Source organism: Micromonospora sediminicola (assembly GCF_900089585.1).
Taxonomy (GTDB): Bacteria; Actinomycetota; Actinomycetes; order Mycobacteriales; family Micromonosporaceae; genus Micromonospora; species Micromonospora sediminicola.
Genome location: NZ_FLRH01000001.1, coordinates 1 through 17,480, shown reverse-complemented (window position 1 = coordinate 17,480; position 17,480 = coordinate 1). Strand labels below are relative to the sequence as shown.

The following is a 17,480-nucleotide window of genomic DNA, read 5'->3' as shown; positions in this document are numbered from 1 at the left end:
ATATCGCCGTAGAGACGATTTCAGAGGCCGGGCCTTACTGAGGTACCTGGGGGGAGTACGGCTAGCGGTCCGAGTCCGATGCGCCGCCAGCGCCCGGCTGGGCAACCGGCGGCCACTCGTCGACGTCGGCGGCGGCGATCGCGCGGGCGGCGGCGTGGTCGCCGCGGCGGGCCGCCCGCGCGGCGGCGAGGGCGGCGCGGCGGGCCGCGCCGGCGCCGGCGCGCTCGGCGGCCGCGGCGTCGTCGCGCGCGCTCCAGCCGGCCCGGGCGGTGGCCAGCCCGGCGGCCGCCACGGCGGCCTGGTCGACGACGTCGCGCCGGCGCGCGGCCGCCACCTCCTGGACGTGCTGCTCGCGGCGGCGGGCCAGGTGCGGCGGCTCGTGCTCGCCGGTCAGCGCCGCCTCCAGCAGCGCCACCAGGTAGCCCAGCGGCCGCTGCGGCGCGTCCAGCAGCTCTCGGCCGCCCCGGGACCGGCCGATCGCCTCCACGATCGCCTCGGCGGTCCAGTCCGGACCGAGCCGCGCCCCGATCGCGGCCGCCACCCGAGGCAGCGGCACACCCTCCAGCCACTCCAGTGCCCGCTGGATGCCCTGGGCCAGGGGATACGCCCACCCGTGCCACTCTGGACGGGCCTGCGGCCGCCGTGGGTTCGGGCACTGGCCCTGGCGCGTCCTAGGACGCGCTACGCGATGTGCGCCTCGACCCCCCTCAGTTGGTGAGCGCGAAGCGCCGTCCTCCCCCCGACTCGGCCCGCCCGACGCGGGGTAAGCGATTTTCGGAGGCTGGACCAAACCCCGGAACAAACAGGAACTGAAGTACTCACCTTGAGGCGCTACGCGGGGGGGGAAGAAATTCCCGAGGTGGGCGGTGGCGATCAGCTCGGCGCCGGTCAGCGCGGTGTCCCGAGCTTGGGCGACGGCGGCGCGGAGCTGTGCCCGGCGGGCGAGGGCGGCGTGGTCGGTCAGCTCGCCGGCGCGGGCGGCGTGGGCGTCGACGTCGTCGTGGGCGGCCTCCAGCAGCACCAGGGCGTGGGCGAGCAGCTCGTCGAGGACCAGCAGCGCCACCGGCAGGTACGCCGCCCGGGCCGCGGCCCGCTCCGGAGCGAGGTGGGCCAGGTCGAACTCGGCCCGGTCGTAGGTGCGGCCGGTGGCGCAGCGCTGCTCGAAGGACAGCCGGCGGCCCTGCACGGTGCGCCGCATCCACTCCAGAGCCTCGGCGCGGGCCCAGCAGTCGGTGACGGTGCGCTCGGTGACCCCGGCCAGCTCGGCGGTGCGTGCCCGGCCGGGCCGGGTGATCCGGGCGGCCTGGTCGACGGCCAGGACCCCGCACACCAGGGCCAGCTTCGAGCGGCGCCCACGACTGGAGGACCGCGCTGCGGCCTCCCGCGCCAGGACGTCGGCCAGGAGGTGCACCGCGCGCTCGTGGCGGCCGCCGGTGGCGCACTGCTCGATCGTGGTGCGCAGCCGATCCACCCACCCGGTCAGCTCCGCCACCGTCTGCTCGGCCCGGGTGCGCTCGGCCAGGACCGCGAACCGGTGCTCGACGGCGGCGGCCGCGGCGGCCTGGTCGGCGGCGAACCTCGCGCGCTGCTCGGCCAGCCACGAGTAGCCGCACAGCCAGCACGCCGGCGACGGGTCCGGCTCGCCGCACGCCGCGCACGCCGGCGCGACGTCATCGAGGGCGGCGGCGCGCAGCTCGGCGGCGTGCCGCCGGCGCGCGGCGTCGGTGCGGGTGCGCCAGCACGGGATGCACAGCGGATCCGAGCCGTCGCCGTCGCGCGGCAGGCCCTGAGTGTCCCGACCAGCGCTCGCGCAAGACACGCACGACACCTGAACGCCGGTCGGGTGGGCAATCCGGCGGCGGGCACCGGCCGGGGCCACCAGGCGGGCCTGCCCGGTACGCGTCGTCTCGACCAGCAGCGCCGGCCGTCCGGTGTGCACCGCGCACCGCGTGCGGCCCTCAGCCGCCAGGACCGTGCGGCCGAACGCTGCGCAAACCGGGCAGTGCCCAGACGCGACGACACGATCCGCCGACATCGACGCGGCGTGAGGGGCGGGTGCGCTCAGCGTCATCGGACCACCGCCGGTGGTCGATGAACCAGGGTGAGGGCCGAGCGCTGACCGGCAGGTCGACGACACGCGGTGATCGCGTGTAGAGACAAGAGTGCACCCAGCCCGAAGGTGGGTGCTATGGTGTCCTCCGAGCTTGTTGGAGCCTCAGACCCCTTCTCAGCCGCCAAGCAAATGGGGGGTGTGGGGCTCTCTTGCTGTCTGCAGTTAGGGGTTGAGCCGAGGCGCTCCCTCAAGATCATTTCTGGTGCGTGACCCGTGGATCTTACGGTGACTTCCGCACGAGCAGGTGCCCCAACACGCGCCGTGGCCGGTCGTCCTGTGTGGATCTCCACCAGGATTACGCACATACCGGGATAAGCCGGGCGACCCGCGTTGGCGGGCCGCCCGGACGTGACGCGGTGAACGGTCATGCGGGCAGGTGGATGGTGTCGACGTGCACGGCGCGGTCCACCTCGTCGCCGGCGTACAGCTCGCCGTAGCGGTCGGCGGGCCCGCCGACGGCGGCCAGGAGACGCTGGGCTTGCCGGCAGGCGGGGTCGACGCCGGCGGCGGTGAAGTAGAGAACGGCCTGCGGCACGTCCGGATCCGGGTCGGTGACGACGTCCAGGCGGTAATCGCTGGCCACGGTCACCACTGGCCGATCGCCGCGGCGGCGGTCAGGGCCGCGCCGGCGTAGCCGGCGAGCAGCAGCGGCACCGCGCGGCGGATCGCGACGTACTTGGCGCGGGTGGTCCGGGACAGCCAGCACAGCTCGCGAGCGCGGGCGAGGGCGAGCAGCTCGTCGACGTCCTGGTCGACGTCGCCGCCGGCGTGGCGGTTGAGGACGTCGTACGGGTCGGCGTCGGCGTACGCGAGGGGGCCGTGGTCGCCGTCCAGGCGGGGGCGGCAGGCCAGCACCAGCAGCACCAGGGCGGCGCCGACCACTACGGCGGTCGCCGCCGCGGCGGCCAGGGCGAGGGGGCCGAGCTGGTCGCCGGCGCCGGCGAGCACGGCCAGGCCGGCGCCGAGCAGCACGCCGGCGACCTGGAGGTAGCCGTTGGCCTTCGGGTCGACGCGGGCCAGCTCGGCGCGTACGCCGGTGATAGCGGCGTCCAGCTCGCCGACCGCGCGGTCGAGCCGGACGGGCGGCGTGGGATGGGGCACCATGATGGGCAGCTCCTGTACGTCTCGCATGGGATCAGGGAGTGGCGGGCGGCCCCGGAGCTTGGGAAGGCGGAGGGGCCGCCCGCGCGGCGTTACTGGCTGGTCGAGTAGGTGGGGGAGTCCGGGCGCGGGTACGCCTCGGCCTGGCAGAAGTGGTCGTAGCCGCACCAGTCCCAGACCGCCATGCCGGGGCGCAGCGGGACGGTGCGCTCGTCCACGACGATCTGCTCGGCGGGCTCGGTCCAGTCGACGCCGGTGGCGATCGCGGCGACGGCTGCCTGGTCGACGTGGCGGGCGCACAGCCGGCGGGCGATGGCCTGGCCGCTGGGCAGGTGGGTCAGGCTGTAGTGGCCGTCCAGGCGCTGCCCGTCGTCGTCGAGAGTGACGTTGACAGCCAGGCCGGGCGCGACGGGCCAGCCGGTGACGACCCGCTGCTCGGTGCGGGGGTACTCGGGGTCGTTGTCGCTCAGGTACAGCCGCACCGGGATCGTCGGGACGGTGGCCTTGGTCGTCGGGGTGGTCGTGGTGGTCATGGCTCCTCCTCAGTGGGTGCTATCGACGGGTCGGCGGAAAAGGGAGCGCGGCGGCCGGGTCCGGTCAGGACGCGTCGCTGGTGCGGACGGTGGCGCGCTGGCGGGACTCGGTGAGGTCGGCGACCATCGCGGCGACCGCGCTGCCGGCGAGGGGGCCGGCGTAGGCGAGCAGGGACAGGGTCAGCCACACCACGGCGGTCAGCCCGGCGGCGGCCGGGCCGGTGCCGGCCGGGGCGCCGGCGTAGACGGCCGCGCCGGTCAGGACGCCGATCGCGGCCCACCCGATGCGCCCGTAGGTGGATCCGGACACCGCAGCGGCGTAGAGCGCGCAGACGGCGACCAGCCAGGCGATCCAGGCGTCGCGGCCGCTGGCCGGCAGGCCGGTGGTGTGCGCGTCGAGATAGGCGCGCACCGGGTCGGAGATCGAGCGGGTGATCGGCCCGTCGGTGATCCAGGAACCGAGGGCGGGCGCGGCGTCGCCGACCGCCGTGGCGGCCGCGCCGAGCCCGGACAGCAGCCCGGCGATGACGACCCAGAGCAGCCACAGCAGTCCGCCGGCCACGGTCAGGGCGATCAGCGCGGCCACCACAATCGGCCAGCCCTCACGCACGGCCCGCGCGGCGCGGGAGGTGCGCCACCACGCGGCCAGCCCTCGCCGGCCGGTGATGGTGGTGTCGGTGTCGAGCAGGGCCAGCCGCGGCCGGTCGGGGTCGGGGGTGGTGTGCACGGTTCTCCTTCGATCGGTTCGGTCGGGTGGGTCAGCGGCGGGCGGCGAGAAAGGCGACCAGCCACGCGCCGGCGGCGCCGGCGATCGCGGTCAGGGCCTGGCCCCAGCCGCCGGGGGCGGCGATGCCGATGAGGGCGGCGGCCGCGGCGCAGCCGTGCAGCACGTACACGGCGGTGCGGGAGCGGCGGCGGGCCAGCACGCCCTGGTGCAGGGCGGCAAGGCTGGTCGCGGCCCAGCCCGCCCACACGGCCCAGCCCCACAGGCCGTGGGCGCCGGCCCAGTCGGTGGTGGCCGGCAGCAGCAGGGCGTGCACAGCGACGACGGCGGCCAGGGCTGCCAGCAGCCAGCCGGTGTAGCCGGCGGCGAAGACCAGGCGGCGGCGGTCGGCCAGGATCGTGCCGACCGTGGTCACGCGCTCGGCCGGGGGCCAGCGATCGCAGCAACGGACGCCGGGGTCGTGCTGATGGCGTTGGACGGGCTGGTTGCCGGGGGCTGCGGGCTGGCGCATGACGTCTCCTGGTTGTGGATGGGCAGCGGGCGGGCGGGGGCGATCGCGTCGGCGTGGCTGGCCACGACCGCGGCGTACTGGTCCTGAGCGGCGTCCATGTCGGTGGCGGCGGCGGCCAGCTCGCGGGCGTCGCGGGCGCGGTCGAGTGCGGTCAGCGCCAGCGCGACGGCGGCCACGCCGAGCAGCGTTCCGCCGATCAGCGGCGGGCCGCCGGCGTTGGCGGCGAGGTGCCCGGCGGTGGCCACGGTGCCGAGCAGACCGCTGCCGCCGGCCACGGCCGGCCACCGGCGCCGGCCGGTGTGGGCGCGGTGGCGGCGGCGGGCGGCGGCGCGGATGGCGTGCTCGGCGGCGCGCATCCGTGCCCCGTCGAGCTGCCAGGCGATCAGCTCCACCGACAGTTCGTCGATGCGCTGCTGGTGGGTCAGGGCGTAGAGGGTGTCCGCCGGCTGCGCGTCGCGCTGGCGGGTGAGGCGGCGGATCTCGGACTCGAGTTCGGCGGGGCGGGCAGACATGGCGGGCGTTCTCCTTTACGGACGGTGACCTAACAGTCGGGTTCATAACAGCGGTGGGGGAGGGGGTCGGATCCTGCATAGGGCCCCCTCACCCGGGGGGAGGGCGCCCGGGTTATGAAGGGTTATGAGTTACTGGCCGTGACCGTCGTGGTCGTGGTGGTGGCGGCCTCGGGCGGCAGGTACTGCCCGGTCGCCTCCCGCTTGTCGGCGGTCTGCGGCCGCACCACCCGGCCCTGCTGGCCGAGCTGGGTCAGCGCGTTGGCGACCAACTGCGGGGTGACGGTGGTGTCGCCGGCGTCCTGGAGCGCTGCGAGGATGTCGCGCGGTCCGGCCGGGGCGGTGGTGGTGCGCCAGATGTGGCGCACCGCGGCCTCGACCCGGTCGGCGCGGGTGCGATAACCGGCCAGCGGCGTCGGCTCCACCGGCTCGGCGGCCGGCATCTCGCCTGCGGCCGGCGCCGGGGCGGCGGGAATGACGGCGGGCTTGCCGCCGAGCTTGCGGAAGATGCTGGCGACGGCGGAGGCCATCGCCTGCTCGCCGTCGCGCTCGGGCGCGGCGGTCTGCGTCTTCTTGCCGCGGGCGCGGGCATTGCGAAGGTCGGCCAGGTAGTCGTCGGTGACGAGCTGGTGCCGGGCGGCGTAGACGGGGCCGGCGGCCTGCGCCGATCCGGGGTCAAGGTCGCGCTGGTGGTGCCTGCGGTTCCAGGAGATCTCGTCGACGCGCGGGCCGTCGTGCAGCACCGGCTTGGACGGGTCGCAGGTCTGGACGTACTCGATCTTCGCGCGGACCGGCTCGCCGTCGCCGAGGCGGGCGTAGCACTCGCCGCGGTGGCGCAGCGGGGGCAGCTTGTAGTTGCCGGTGACTCGGCCGGCCTCCTGCTCGTCACCGGACATGAGCATGATCTCCCGGGCGATGTTCGCGCTGGCGTCGCCGCCGTTGTCGCCGAACGCGTGGTGCACACCGCGCTGCGTGGCCACGACCAGGTAGATCCCGGCGGAGGCGACCGCCTGGGTGCACGCGGCGTACATGTCGCCGGCGGTGACCTCCGCCCCGTCGTACTTGACCTTGTTCTTGGTGTTCAGCGCGAAGCTGCCTTCGTCGATGTAGACCATGATCTTCTTGAAGTTGTGGCGGGCGGAGAACGGCTGGTCCTGGCGCCAGCGGGCGACCTCCATCACGGCGATGAGCATCTGCAGCACGCCCTCGGCGTCGGCGCGGACCCAGTCCAGCGGCGGCCGCACGTCGGTGCCGAGGTAGGGCTCCAGCCACTGCCCGACCAGGTCGTACAACTTGCGGGTGCCGGCGACCCAGATCAGCGCGTCTTCGCAGCGGGTCACGTCAGCCCACTCGCGGTGGATGTAGGCGGACTTGCCGCCGGTCGACGCGCCGAGGATCCAGGCGTGCCGGGCGACGTCGACGCCGATCGGCATCCCGTCCATGCCCCACAGCGCGTAGGAAGGCTCGGCGAGGCGCCGCCAGATCGGCCGGCCGGTAGGGTCGACCAGCTCGTCGACGCGCTCGCGGTAGGGGCGGATCCGCTTCATGACGTCTTCGGTGTTGGCCTGGATCGTGTAGACGCCGACCCGGCCGGGGTCTTCGCTGATGCTCACCCAGTCGGGGGCGATGTCGCGGCGGGTGATGTCGCGCAGGGCCAGGGCGATGCGCCGGGCGTGGTGGTCGTCGAGCTGCGGGGCGGTCTCCGTCTTGACCTTGCCGTTGACGATGCGGCGCAGCTCGATCGGCGCCCACGCCTCGACCCGCGCGCCGAACGGCCGGTCGGCCGGGCCGACCATCTGCGGGTTGGAGATGCGCAGCCATTCCAGCCCGGCCTTGTGCACGGCCAGGCGCAGCAGCCACGCCAGGTGCGGTTCCCCGTCACGGGGGCCGCTCAGGTCGCCGGCGGTCAGCGCGAGCGGCGCGTGCGCGCCGGCGGTCAGCGCGGCCGCGGCCGGCGACGGCGCCGCCGGCGGCGCGTACCGCAGGAGGTACTCGTGGGTGCGGGCCAGCACCCAGGTGCTGCCGCCCAACGCGGGCAGGATCAGCGCCCACACAGGCCACAGGTCCGGCACCGTCACCGCGAGGGTCGACCAGCCGGCGTAGACGGTCACCGCCGCCACCAGCCAGCCCACCACCCTCGCCTTCGACGCCGAGCTGAGGCGGGCGAACATCGGCGAGATGCGCACCAGCAGCCGGGCACCGAACGCGGCCGCGGCCGCCAGCAGCGCCGTGGCCAGCCCTGCGATCCACACCGGCGAGCCGGTGACCAGCCACACCGCCACCCACACCGCGCTGATGAACGGCGCGACCACGGCCCAGAACGTCTTCCACTGAATGCCCACCGCTGCTCGCCGCTTCGTCACGACGTCCTCCCTCGTTCTTGTGCCTGGTCGTGCGGGGTGTGGGTGCGGGGGCCGCACCAGGTGCGGCGCGGCCCCCGCGCGGGTTGAACAGGTCAGCCGATGGCGCGGGCCTGGGCCTCGTACTCCTCGGCCTGCGCCTCGTAGTAGCGGGCCGCGAGGATCTCCCGCGCCGCCTCCGCCTCGGCGTCCCGCGCCGACACCGCGTGCTCGTGGGCCACGTTGGCGTCGCGGATCGTGCGGGCGGCCTGCTTGTGGTTCTCCGCGCTCTCCTGGTTGTTGCGGGCGTCACGGCGGTACTGGTCCGCCGCGTCCCGGCACGCCCGCGCCCGGGCCGCCAGGGTCTGCGCCTTCTCGACCTGCTCGGCGTAGCGGTTCGCCACGCGCATCGCGTCCTGGTCGATGTCGCTCGTCGTGGTGCTCATTTCCGGTCCTCCAAGGTGGTTGGAAACAGGGGCCTGGTGCTGGTGGTGCGGGGTGGTGCGCAGCGGGGTCGGTGCCGTCCGGTCCCACCGCTCGCTGCCAGCGGTGGAGCCGGGGTCAAAGAACGGCCCGGCACGCCGGGCCGAGCCCGTCGTCGGCCCGGCCGAGCCGGTCGACGAGCTGCCCGGCCGGCCGGGCGTCGGGCTGGTGATGTCGTCCAGGTCGACGTCGATGACCGTCTCCGCGCGGTGGCCTCCCGGCGTCGGCCGCGTGTGACCGGTCTTCGTCTTCGCGGGCCCATCCGCGCCGGCCGCCTTGCCGTCGGTCGTTTTGGCGTCCGTGGCCTTGGTCTTCTTCGCCGCCCGGGCCAGCCCGAGCAGCCCCAGCAGCGCTGCCCCGCCCACCGTCTTGGCCTTACGGCCCGCGGTGTTGTTGGTCGGCTTCGCGCCGCCGTTGCCGGCCGGCTTTCCGCCGCCGCCGGGGGTCTTGCCGCTGGTCGGGGCCTTGCCGCCCCCGCCCGGGGTCTTCCCGCCGCCGGGGGTCTTGTTGCGGCCGAACGGCCACCGCCCGCCCCCGGACCTGTCGCGGGTCTTCTTCGCGCCGTCGCCGGTCGGCTTCCCACCGGCGGGAGCCTTGCCGCCGGCCGGGGTCTTCCCGCCGCCGCCGGGGGTCTTGTTGCGGCCGAACGGCCACCACCCGCCCCCGGCCTTCTTCCGCCCGGCACCGTCGCCGGTCGGCCTCCCACCGCCGCCGGGGGTCTTGCCGCCGCCACCAGGGGTTTTCCCCCCGCCGCCGGTGGTCTTGCTGCGGCCGAACGGCCACCAACTGCCGGACTTGTCGCCGTTCTTGCCACGCCCGGCGGGGGACTTGCTGCCGCCGTTGGTGGACCTCCCGCCGGTCCGGTCGGTGCGGCCGACGCGGTCGCGGCCGAAGCGGTCCCGGCCGGTCTTGTCCCGGCGGGTGAACTTGCGCCAGGCCAGCCACCCGGCGCCGGCCAGCACCGCGACCACGATCAGCCCGGCACCCAGCAGCAGCGCCATCAGCGGCGACACCATCCACATCGCCACCACCACGGCGGCGACGACCGAGATAACCACCAACGCCACCACCAGGCCCACCGACGCCGGCGTCGTCTCCGCCAGCTCCTGCGGCGTGGCCTTGTCGTCCTTGCCCTGCTCCGCCGGCGGCTGCTCGGCCGCCAGCACCGACAGGTCCGGCGCCGGCATCTCGACCGTCTCGGCCTCGGGCGTCGGGGCCGTCGTCTCCGTCTGCATCGTGCGTTCCTCCCTTCGTTTTGGCTGCTCACGCCCCACAGTTATGAGCTGTTATGAGGCGGGGCTGCCCTTGGCGGCGGCGACGGCGGTCAGCACCGTGCGGACGGTCCGCTCGGAGGTGCCGACCTTCGGGGCGAGGTCCTTCTGGGTGGCGTCGGGGTGGTCCTTGCGGGCCTGCAGCACCGCGCGGACGGTCTCGGGGCTGACCCGGTCGACGTGCGGGACCGGCTTGCCCTCGAACAGCACCGGCTCGGCCGGCTTGCTCGATCCGGCCGGGGTGCGGCGGGGCCGGCGGCCGGCGTCGGCGGCGGCCTGGGCCAGCGCGGCGCGCAGGTCGGCGGCGTCCTGCTTGGCGGCCTCGGCCAGGGCCTCCGCGCGGTGGCGGGCGTGCTGCTGCTCGCTCAGCTCGCGGCGGGCCTGTCCCAGCGCCGTCTCAGCGGTCTGGAGCCGGCGCTGCCACTCGGCGCCGGCGGCGTCGAGCTGCCCCTGCGTGCGCGAGGCGCGTCCGGTCTCGGCGCGGGCCTCGGCGCGCGCTGCTTCCGCTTCCGCCAGCGCACGCTCCAGCGCGGTGCGTGCTTCCGCTTCCGCCCGACGGGCGAGCGCGGCGGCGTGTGCTTCCGCTTCCGCCCGGCGCGTGGCGGTCGCTGCTTCCGCTTCCGCTCGCGCCCGGTGAGTTGCTTCCGCTTCCGCCCGCTCGATCGCCGCGCGTGCTTCCGCTTCCGCTTCCGCCCGACGCACCGTTGCCGCTTCCGCCCGCGCGTCGGCGGCGTCGGCGCGTGCTTCCGCTTCCGCCAGTGCCCGTCGGGCCTCGGCGGCGTCGGCGCGGGCCGCCTCGGCTTCCGCCCGTCCGGGCGAGGGCAGCGCCAGCAGCGGCGCCGGGGTGCCCGTGGCCGCGAGCCGGGCCAGGGCCGCCAGGGCGGCGCCGGAGTCCTTGCCGGTGGCCTTGCGCAGCGCCTTCCGGGCACCGGCGGCGACCTCGGCCACCACCTTCTGCTGCCGCTCACGCTCCGCCTCGATCGCGGCCTGGCGGTGCTGCTCGGCCCGCCGGGCCTCGGCCCGGGCGATCAGCGCGGCCGCGCCGGGGGAGAGCCGGTCGCGCACGTCGGTCTTCCACGCCTCGCGGGTCTGCCGCGGGTAGGTCAGCCAGCGCCGCCACCCGAACCGCTCCGGCGGCTCCGGGATCATGCCCTTGGCGCGCAGCGCGGGGCGGTGCTTCGCTCCGGAGCGGACCTCGTAGACGATGATCCCCAGCGCGGACAGCGCGGACAGGCCGATCGCCTTGACCGGGTCGGCGTGGTGCCCGATCGCGTTGATGGACACCGCGGCCGCCGTGCAGATCCAGATCAGCGCCCGGGCCACCATCGCCCGCTCGCCGTTGAGTCGCTGGTGCTGCGCGGTCAGCGCCATCGCCAGCCCGGTGCCCTCGATGGCCACCGCGGCGATCACCCCGATCGGGGTGGGCAGGTTGTTGGCCCGGGCCGCGTCGACCTGCCCGTACACCGCCCCGGACACGGCCAGGCCGTAGATCAGCCCGGAGTAGACCGCCGCGGCGTTGTCGCGCACGTAGGCGACCCGGCCGGCGTACCAGCCGGCCAGCTCTGCCCGGCGGGCCTGCCGGCGGGCCTTGCGGTCGGCCCGCTCGTTCTCCTGCTGCTTGCGGCGCCGCTCGGCCCGTGCGTCGCGGTTGGCGTCCTTCTGCGCCGCCAGTCGAAGCTGCTCCGCCTTCGCCCGCAGTTGCCGCTCGCTAGCGGCGTCCTCCGATGCGATTCGCGTCTGCACAGCCAGGCGCTCCCGCTCGGCCGCGGCCAGGTTGCGGGCCACCTTGGCGTCGGTCGCGGCGAGCTGGGTCAGGTCCGTTCCGTGCTGCAACGTCGTCACGACGACACCTCCAGGGTTCGCGCCGGCGTCGGGATCCGCTCGTCGTCGATCAGGGTCCGGCCGGTGCCGAGCAGCTCCCGGGCGATCTCGTCCTCCGCGCACGACTGGTGGCACGCGTCGCCGCGGCCGTCGCGCATCTTCGTGGCGGTGGCACAGACCCGGCAGGGCAACGACCGGTCGCGGTCGTAGTGGCCCGGGCCGGTCCAGTCCAGGTGCACCTTCACCACCAGCAAGGCGGCCATCAGCACACCTCCCCGCGCGCCAGGCGAGCCGCGCGTACCTTCGCGAGCAGCTCCTTGCCGAGCGGGTTCAGGTCGGCCTCGTCGACGTCGACCGCGAGGGGGTGCCGGCGGTCGTCGACCCACCGGGCCGTCCGGCTCGCGCCGACGGCGGCGGCCACCAGGCCGACCGCGACGGCCGGGGAGTAGAGCAGCACCTGCGGCACCTGGTCGGCGTACTGCGCGAGGGCCTGCCCGGTCAGCGCCGCCGCCGGAGCTCCGGCGATCGCCGCGCCGGCGGCGATCCGCAGCGCCCGCGACCGGGTCGGCGCCGTCGGCGGGGTCGTCGTACGGCGGGACTCGCGCTCGGCGTCGACCAGGCGGCGCAGCTCGCCGGCGTACCAGCCCGGCAGCGCCGCCACCTCGGCGGCCCGGCGCTCCAGCCCGGCGTCCGTCAACTTCGGCAGACCCTGGCGGAACTGCGCCAGCGCGATGGCCAGGTCCAGGTGCTTCTTCGTCGGGGCGGTCATGCCGCGTCCCCCATCGTGCGGGCCGGCTCGGTCTTCGTGCGGTTGCCGGCGAGCATCTGGGAGATGCGGCCGCCGGTGATGCCGATGAATCGGCCGACGACGGTGGCGGGGATGCGGCGGCCCTCGACCAGCTCGCGGACCGCGGCGAGCCGGATGGTGAGGGCGGCGCGGCGAGCCTCGTGCAGTTGGTCGGCCATGCGCGAGGCGGCGCGCGCCCGCTCCCACGGGTCGCCGATGTTCAGGAGATCGGTGGGGGGCGTCACGGTCGGTGGTGCGCTTCCAGCGCCGGGGTGGTCGTGGACAATGCTCATGGGTCGTGCTCCTTCCCAAGGTCAGCGACCCGCCTGTGGCGAAGCCCGGTGTTCGTAGCGCCGGGCTTTGTCCCGTTTCCGAACGAACCCTGGTAGGGGATTGTCTCGGGGACACTGCTAGTGTCACCCTGTAGGCCAGGGGAGTCAACAACTCTCCCGGGGGCTCTTTGGGAGGCTGGCGTTGAGAGCTGTGAGCAGAGGCGCCGAGATCGCCGTTGATCTGCGCCGACAGATTCAGTCCGGCAAGTACCTGCCCGGCGATCGCCTGCCGCGGCTGGCCGACCTCATGGCCATCTACGAGACGCGATCGCGCTCCGCGCTCGACCGAGCCCTGAAAGAGCTGGTCGCCGAGGGACTGCTGACCGTGGTGCACGGGTCGGGCATCTACGTCCGCCGCCGCCAGGTGGTGCGACGCGACCTGCTCGCGGGCCTGCGCATGGAGTACGCGGCCGCGCGCCGGGGGGCCGACGTTCAGGCGGGCCTGTTCGAGGCGATGACCGGGGCGGACGCCAAGGTCGACATCACCTACGACTACGTGATGGCCTCAGAGCAGATCGCCCGGCTGCTGGACGTCGACGCGGAGCACAGGCTCCTGGTGCGGACGTTCCGGTACGTCGTCGAGGGAGCCCCGCACCAGGTGGCGCGGTCCTACCTGCCGGCGGAGACCGCGCAGCGCATCGGCCTCAACAACCCCGACGACGAACGTCCCGGCGTGGGCACGATTGCTCACCTGATGGCGGGCGGGATCGCTGTCGACCGCGCGAAGCTCGCGTTCGAGTCCCGCGTGCCGTCCGCCGCCGAGGTGGCCGAGCTGGCCATCCCCGGCGGGACGTCGGTGTTCGAGCACTGGCGGACGCTGTACCGGGGGTGCGAGCCGGTCGAGGTGTCCACGGCGATCGTGCCGGGAGACCGCGTCGCGTACGAGATCGACGTCAGCCTCACCGAGGGCGATCGGTGAGCCCGGCGACCTGGTCGTGGATCGCCGCCGCGGCGTCGATCGTCGGGCTGTGGATCAGCGGCCACAACCCCCGGTTCGGGTGGATCTACGGCATCGCCAGTCAGGCCGTGTGGATCACCTACGGCCTGGCCACCACACAGCCCGGGATGATCGCCCTGTCGATCGCCTTCGTCGTCATCTACTCCCGCAACATCTACCGCTGGCGCGGCACCCGCTTCCAGCCCGCCGCAGCGCAGCCGCTTCCCACCACGGACGGTCAGCCATGACGCTCGACAGCACCCAGGGAGACCCGGCGATCCTGTCGGCCCTTGAGCACCTCAGCTACACGTGGAGCTGGGGCCGGCCGCCGCGCCTCCTGACGCTCACTCATCGACCGCCGCAGCCCGCCGTCCCCACCACGCTGTCCGGTGGCGTCGGCACCCAGACAGCTTCCGACCTGCTCGACCAGTGGATCGATCAGTGCCGCCGCCACCGCGGGCTCGTCGACGTGCAGCGGGACCTGGGGGTCGACGCTGTTGGTGTGGCCTTCGAGACCGGCGACCAGCACATCCTCTACTCGATGGATCGCTCGGGTGTCGAGTACCTGGTGGAGGGCCAGCGGTACTCCACCACACGATCCGCCGCCGGCGCGAACCTCGGCGGTCAGGCTCTCGACTCCCTCGCCGAGAAGGTCGCTGAGCTGACCTGGCGCCTTGCCGGGTGGCCCGCTCCGGCCGCCGGCGCCCGCATCCGCGACATGTGGCCCAAGCCTGGGCTGGTCGACCTCGATGACGACGAGCTGCACGACCGCCTCGCCACCGACGCCGGGCACGTGCGGCTGCTGGCCGTGACCAGCATCGACGGACTGGCGGCGGTGAACGGAACCAGCGCCGCGCTGTCCAGCCCGGGCGACCAGCGCGTCTACCAGGCGGTCAAGCGAGACGCCGACGTGCTGCTCATCGGGGCGGGCACCGTCCGCGCGGAGCGGTACGGACCCACGCCGCTCTCCGCCCTCCAGATCGCCCGCCGCCGCTCGATGGGCCTGGCGCCGCACCCGACCGTTGCTGTGGTCAGCCGATCTCTCGACCTCGACCTCACCGGACCGCTGTTCCAGCAGCACACCGGCCGCCACGTCCCACCCCGCCCGATCCTCATCGCACCCGCGGCATCGGCGGCCAGCATCGATCCCGCCCTCGCCGAGCACGTCGACCTGGTGGTCGCCGGCGAAACCGACGTCGACCTGGCGGTGGCCGTGCAGCAGCTCCGCAGCCAGGGCCACCAACGGCTCGTCTGCGAGGGCGGCCCTTCGCTCGCCGGCGCGATGACACGAGCCGGACTGCTCGACGAGATCTGCATGACGATCACGCCGCAGCTCCTAGCCGTGCCCGGGCCACGGATCACTGACTCGTCAGGCGCTGGGCAAGGCGCCGACGACTGGCAGCTCCGCCGATCCCTGATCGACGAGCAGGGCAACCTGTTCCTGCGGTACGACCGCCTGCCCAGATAGCCCTTCTGTGTAGCGACACGCGCAGCGGCCCCCGGCATCCGCCGGGGGCCGCTGGTGTCTGGTCAGGCGGACCCGTCGCTGAGCGCGGCGAGCAGCTCGGCGCGGAGCTGCTGGCGCACGGCGGGAGTCGCGGCCACGGCGGCCGCGATCAGTTCGGCCAAGATGCGATGACGAGGCAGCATTCCGCTGAAGTCGCCGTGCAGCCGGTCGACGGCGTCGTCCAGGGCGCCGGCGGCAGCCAGAGAGACATAGATGGTATGCCTCGTCATGCCCTCCGGGGTCCGCCGGTTGCCCACTGTCCGTGCCGTGTCCGCACCGTGTTGGACACGGTGCGGAGGTGTTGATGATGGGGATCCTTCTTCACTCGAACGAGTGTGTGCATCAGGTACGCCAGGTGACGGATCCGGGTCGGCGATCGGGACCGGGTCGGCGTACAGCTCGGTGAGCACCGACTCCGCCGGCGGAATCTCGATCCGGCGGCCGCCGCGTCGAGCGCCGGTCACGGGCCGACCTTCCAGGCAAGCCCGAGGCGCGGCACGACCGCGGCCGCCAGGTTCCAGTACGCCGCCGTGACCGGGTTGTCTGGGGCGTAGTCGATAAGCGGTTGATGCACCCCGGGGGCCTCCTGAGCGCGAACGCTGTGCGGGATCTGGTGCACGAGCGCTCCGGGGTACTCCTGGACCAGGCGCTCGTCGAGCGACCGGGACAGCACGGTGCCGCCGTCGGTGTCGGCCATCACCACGGCGGCCGTTTCCAGCGTGGGGTTGAGCCGCTTGCGGATCAGCCCCAGGGGCTTGGCCAGCTCGGCTGCGCCGACGTAGTCCAGGGTTGAGGTCTTCATGCACACCGCCACGTGCGTGGCGGCGGTGAGCATGGAGACGGTGACCAGGCCCATGCTCGGGGCCGCGTCCAGAATCTCGACGTCGACGTCGTCCTGGTCGTCGTCGTACTCGTCGCGCAGCAAGGTGTCAGAGCCGGGCGGGCGCTCCGCGTCGACGCGGCCGAGGGTGTCCAGGCTCGGCACGATCCGCAGGCCGGGCACGGTAGTCGAAGCGGTCGCCTCTCGGATTGAGCTGTCGCCGAGCATCACGTCCAGCAGCGTCGGGTAGCCAGCCGGGCGCTGCGGGGGCAACCAGTACGTCGAGCTGGCGAACTGCGGGTCGCCATCGGTCAGGCGCACTCGCACTCCCCACGCCGCCAGTGCGGCGGCGACTTGGATCGCCGTGGTGGTCTTCCCGCTGCCGCCCTTGCGGTTGATCAGCGCCAGCCGCCGAGGTGTCTCGGCAGTCCGGTAGACGCGTAGCTCGCGCCACCGAGCCGGGGTCAGCGTGTAGGTCATCGGGGGGCCTCTTTCCGCAGCCGTTACGAACGCTGTCAGCCTGCCATCCGCATCCCGTTGGCTCACCATCCGCGTCCTCTCTGCCGCGTGTTGGACACACGTCCGTCAGGTGACCTACTGCTGTTGCACCTGATGCGCACAGGGCTGCGCGAAGTAGGGGCGAACGGTGGGTGCTGTTCGTTGAACAGGGCATGTCACTTCGCGCTCGCTGGCGGCCCCGGGAATGTCAAAACCCCGGCTGCGTGCCCTTGCGGGGCAGAGGCTGGCCGGGGTCTTCGTGCCTGAGCATAGCGCGTTTCGGCAGCGTGGTGGGCTGATGCCGACACCGGGCGCGACAGAGTTGCTGACGTTGGAGCGGCGGTGGTCGCCGGAGCGGCTGGCGCCGTACCGGGCGGCGTGCGGCGGGGACCTGGCGGCCGCCGTCGCGCTCTACCGGTGGAACGCGGAGATCTCCGCCGCGCTGGGCACCACGCTCGGGCACGTGGAGGTGCTGCTGCGCAACGCGCTGCACGAGGAACTGGCCGCCTGGTCGCTGCGCCGCTACGGGGAACCGCGCTGGTATCTGGATCCGGGCGGCGTGCTGACCGATGAGGGCCGCCGCGATGTCGCCAAGGCCCGTGCCCGGGCGACCCGGGACGGGCGTCTGGAGACGCCCGGGCGGGTGGTGGCGGAGCTGAACCTGGGGTTCTGGCGGTTCCTGCTCGCGACCCGCTACGACGGGACGCTGTGGCGGAGCTGCCTGCATCGCGCGGTGCCGGGGCGGCGCCGTCGTGAAGTGCACGCGGCGGTCAGCCGGCTGCACGAGGCCCGTAACCGAATGGCGCACCACGAGCCGATGTTCAACCGGCCGGTCGCCGACCTGCGCGCGACGGCGGTGGAGGTCGCCGGCTGGGTGTGCCCGGTCACGCGGGACTGGATCGACGCCGGCTGTCGGGTGCTGCCGCTGCTGGCCGGCCGGCCTCTCGTGGTGCTGCCTCAGCCGCGCCGCTGACCGTCGCCGAGGTGAAGCTGGAAGCGGGCGTGTTCGCTGAGCGTGTCGATGTCGTCGACGGGCTCGCCGTGGCGGCGCAGTACGACCAGGCGCGCGGCGGTCAGGTCGCGCAGGGCGGCGCGAAGCAGGGCCTCAGTGCGCCCGGTGAGCGCTTGCAGGCGGGTCAGGTGTCGACACCGTCCGGGCCGGCGCAGCCGATGGCGGAGCAGGGCGTGTACCTG

At 74.1% G+C, this 17,480-nt stretch carries 20 protein-coding genes; 5 read left to right on the top strand and 15 right to left on the bottom strand.

Features of this window, described 5'->3' with window-relative positions; translation table 11 throughout:
* Nucleotides 1–61: 61 nt before the first annotated feature.
* From GA0070622_RS00100 to GA0070622_RS00040, 13 genes are all read right to left on the bottom strand, one after another.
* A complete protein-coding gene (locus GA0070622_RS00100) occupies nt 62–1,939 on the bottom strand; it encodes a hypothetical protein (protein WP_245666086.1) in 1,878 nt (625 codons plus the stop codon).
* 538 nt (nt 1,940–2,477) lie between these two features.
* Nucleotides 2,478–2,696, bottom strand: a complete 219-nt coding sequence (locus GA0070622_RS00095) for a hypothetical protein (protein WP_245666084.1) — start codon at nt 2,694–2,696, stop codon at nt 2,478–2,480.
* Between the two features lie 2 nt (nt 2,697–2,698).
* Nucleotides 2,699–3,244: a Pycsar system effector family protein gene (locus tag GA0070622_RS00090; protein ID WP_425412749.1), complete on the bottom strand. Its 546-nt coding sequence runs from the start codon at nt 3,242–3,244 to the stop codon at nt 2,699–2,701.
* A 62-nt stretch (nt 3,245–3,306) separates the two neighbouring features.
* Nucleotides 3,307–3,747, bottom strand: a complete 441-nt coding sequence (locus GA0070622_RS00085) for a hypothetical protein (protein WP_091565111.1) — start codon at nt 3,745–3,747, stop codon at nt 3,307–3,309.
* Between the two features lie 64 nt (nt 3,748–3,811).
* A complete protein-coding gene (locus tag GA0070622_RS33390) occupies nt 3,812–4,474 on the bottom strand; it encodes a hypothetical protein (protein WP_281186791.1) in 663 nt (220 codons plus the stop codon).
* A gap of 31 nt (nt 4,475–4,505) precedes the next feature.
* Entirely contained in the window at nt 4,506–4,886 is a 381-nt protein-coding gene (locus tag GA0070622_RS00075) for a hypothetical protein (RefSeq protein ID WP_245666083.1), read from the bottom strand.
* The gene (locus tag GA0070622_RS00070) at nt 4,883–5,494 is read right to left on the bottom strand and encodes a hypothetical protein (RefSeq protein ID WP_245666082.1); all 612 of its coding nucleotides are present in this window, start codon (nt 5,492–5,494) and stop codon (nt 4,883–4,885) included. Before GA0070622_RS00070 ends, GA0070622_RS00075 begins: the two co-directional genes overlap by 4 nt.
* 122 nt (nt 5,495–5,616) lie before the next feature.
* Nucleotides 5,617–7,854, bottom strand: a complete 2,238-nt coding sequence (locus GA0070622_RS00065; RefSeq protein ID WP_141684503.1) for a hypothetical protein — start codon at nt 7,852–7,854, stop codon at nt 5,617–5,619.
* Between the two features lie 92 nt (nt 7,855–7,946).
* Nucleotides 7,947–9,548 carry a hypothetical protein gene (locus tag GA0070622_RS00060; protein ID WP_091565105.1) on the bottom strand — a complete coding sequence of 534 codons (1,602 nt, stop codon included), beginning with the start codon at nt 9,546–9,548 and terminating at the stop codon, nt 7,947–7,949.
* A gap of 51 nt (nt 9,549–9,599) precedes the next feature.
* The gene (locus GA0070622_RS00055) at nt 9,600–11,426 is read right to left on the bottom strand and encodes a DUF2637 domain-containing protein (RefSeq protein WP_091565104.1); all 1,827 of its coding nucleotides are present in this window, start codon (nt 11,424–11,426) and stop codon (nt 9,600–9,602) included.
* Nucleotides 11,423–11,668, bottom strand: coding sequence for a hypothetical protein (locus tag GA0070622_RS00050; protein WP_091565115.1), 246 nt, complete (start codon nt 11,666–11,668; stop codon nt 11,423–11,425). Before GA0070622_RS00050 ends, GA0070622_RS00055 begins: the two co-directional genes overlap by 4 nt.
* Nucleotides 11,668–12,174, bottom strand: a complete 507-nt coding sequence (locus tag GA0070622_RS00045; protein ID WP_091565103.1) for a hypothetical protein — start codon at nt 12,172–12,174, stop codon at nt 11,668–11,670. The genes GA0070622_RS00050 and GA0070622_RS00045 overlap by 1 nt, the downstream gene beginning before the upstream one ends.
* Nucleotides 12,171–12,485, bottom strand: coding sequence for a hypothetical protein (locus GA0070622_RS00040; RefSeq protein ID WP_141684502.1), 315 nt, complete (start codon nt 12,483–12,485; stop codon nt 12,171–12,173). The genes GA0070622_RS00045 and GA0070622_RS00040 overlap by 4 nt, the downstream gene beginning before the upstream one ends.
* Nucleotides 12,486–12,675: 190 nt before the next feature.
* Here GA0070622_RS00040 and GA0070622_RS00035 point away from each other — a divergent pair, with 190 nt between their 5' ends.
* Genes GA0070622_RS00035 through GA0070622_RS00025 form a run of 3 tightly spaced genes read left to right on the top strand, consistent with a single transcriptional unit; the run spans nt 12,676 to nt 14,929 of the window.
* The gene (locus GA0070622_RS00035) at nt 12,676–13,443 is read left to right on the top strand and encodes a GntR family transcriptional regulator (protein ID WP_141684501.1); all 768 of its coding nucleotides are present in this window, start codon (nt 12,676–12,678) and stop codon (nt 13,441–13,443) included.
* Nucleotides 13,440–13,709: a hypothetical protein gene (locus GA0070622_RS00030; protein WP_091565100.1), complete on the top strand. Its 270-nt coding sequence runs from the start codon at nt 13,440–13,442 to the stop codon at nt 13,707–13,709. The genes GA0070622_RS00035 and GA0070622_RS00030 overlap by 4 nt, the downstream gene beginning before the upstream one ends.
* The gene (locus tag GA0070622_RS00025; protein WP_091565099.1) at nt 13,706–14,929 is read left to right on the top strand and encodes a dihydrofolate reductase family protein; all 1,224 of its coding nucleotides are present in this window, start codon (nt 13,706–13,708) and stop codon (nt 14,927–14,929) included. Before GA0070622_RS00030 ends, GA0070622_RS00025 begins: the two co-directional genes overlap by 4 nt.
* A 62-nt stretch (nt 14,930–14,991) precedes the next feature.
* Here GA0070622_RS00025 and GA0070622_RS00020 read toward each other — a convergent pair whose 3' ends face one another.
* Both GA0070622_RS00020 and GA0070622_RS00015 read right to left on the bottom strand, forming a co-directional pair.
* Nucleotides 14,992–15,198, bottom strand: a complete 207-nt coding sequence (locus GA0070622_RS00020) for a hypothetical protein (RefSeq protein WP_091565098.1) — start codon at nt 15,196–15,198, stop codon at nt 14,992–14,994.
* Between the two features lie 230 nt (nt 15,199–15,428).
* Entirely contained in the window at nt 15,429–16,268 is an 840-nt protein-coding gene (locus tag GA0070622_RS00015) for a ParA family protein (protein WP_176710393.1), read from the bottom strand.
* Nucleotides 16,269–16,584: 316 nt separating this feature from the next.
* Here GA0070622_RS00015 and GA0070622_RS00010 point away from each other — a divergent pair, with 316 nt between their 5' ends.
* Together GA0070622_RS00010 and GA0070622_RS00005 are read left to right on the top strand one after the other, a co-directional pair.
* Nucleotides 16,585–17,259, top strand: a complete 675-nt coding sequence (locus GA0070622_RS00010) for an Abi family protein (RefSeq protein ID WP_141684500.1) — start codon at nt 16,585–16,587, stop codon at nt 17,257–17,259.
* A gap of 11 nt (nt 17,260–17,270) precedes the next feature.
* Nucleotides 17,271–17,480: hypothetical protein (locus GA0070622_RS00005; protein ID WP_141684499.1), on the top strand; the 210-nt coding region annotated here is incomplete at its 3' end.

Coding starts and splice junctions, on each gene's coding strand:
- GA0070622_RS00020 (WP_091565098.1), bottom strand. CDS start 15,198: ATGACGAGGCATACCATCTATGTCTCTCTGGCTGCCGCCGGCGCCCTG.
- GA0070622_RS00070 (WP_245666082.1), bottom strand. CDS start 5,494: ATGTCTGCCCGCCCCGCCGAACTCGAGTCCGAGATCCGCCGCCTCACC.
- GA0070622_RS00010 (WP_141684500.1), top strand. CDS start 16,585: ATGCCGACACCGGGCGCGACAGAGTTGCTGACGTTGGAGCGGCGGTGG.
- GA0070622_RS00025 (WP_091565099.1), top strand. CDS start 13,706: ATGACGCTCGACAGCACCCAGGGAGACCCGGCGATCCTGTCGGCCCTT.
- GA0070622_RS00060 (WP_091565105.1), bottom strand. CDS start 9,548: ATGCAGACGGAGACGACGGCCCCGACGCCCGAGGCCGAGACGGTCGAG.
- GA0070622_RS00045 (WP_091565103.1), bottom strand. CDS start 12,174: ATGACCGCCCCGACGAAGAAGCACCTGGACCTGGCCATCGCGCTGGCG.
- GA0070622_RS00040 (WP_141684502.1), bottom strand. CDS start 12,485: ATGAGCATTGTCCACGACCACCCCGGCGCTGGAAGCGCACCACCGACC.
- GA0070622_RS00050 (WP_091565115.1), bottom strand. CDS start 11,668: ATGGCCGCCTTGCTGGTGGTGAAGGTGCACCTGGACTGGACCGGCCCG.
- GA0070622_RS00085 (WP_091565111.1), bottom strand. CDS start 3,747: ATGACCACCACGACCACCCCGACGACCAAGGCCACCGTCCCGACGATC.
- GA0070622_RS00015 (WP_176710393.1), bottom strand. CDS start 16,268: ATGACCTACACGCTGACCCCGGCTCGGTGGCGCGAGCTACGCGTCTAC.
- GA0070622_RS00090 (WP_425412749.1), bottom strand. CDS start 3,244: ATGCGAGACGTACAGGAGCTGCCCATCATGGTGCCCCATCCCACGCCG.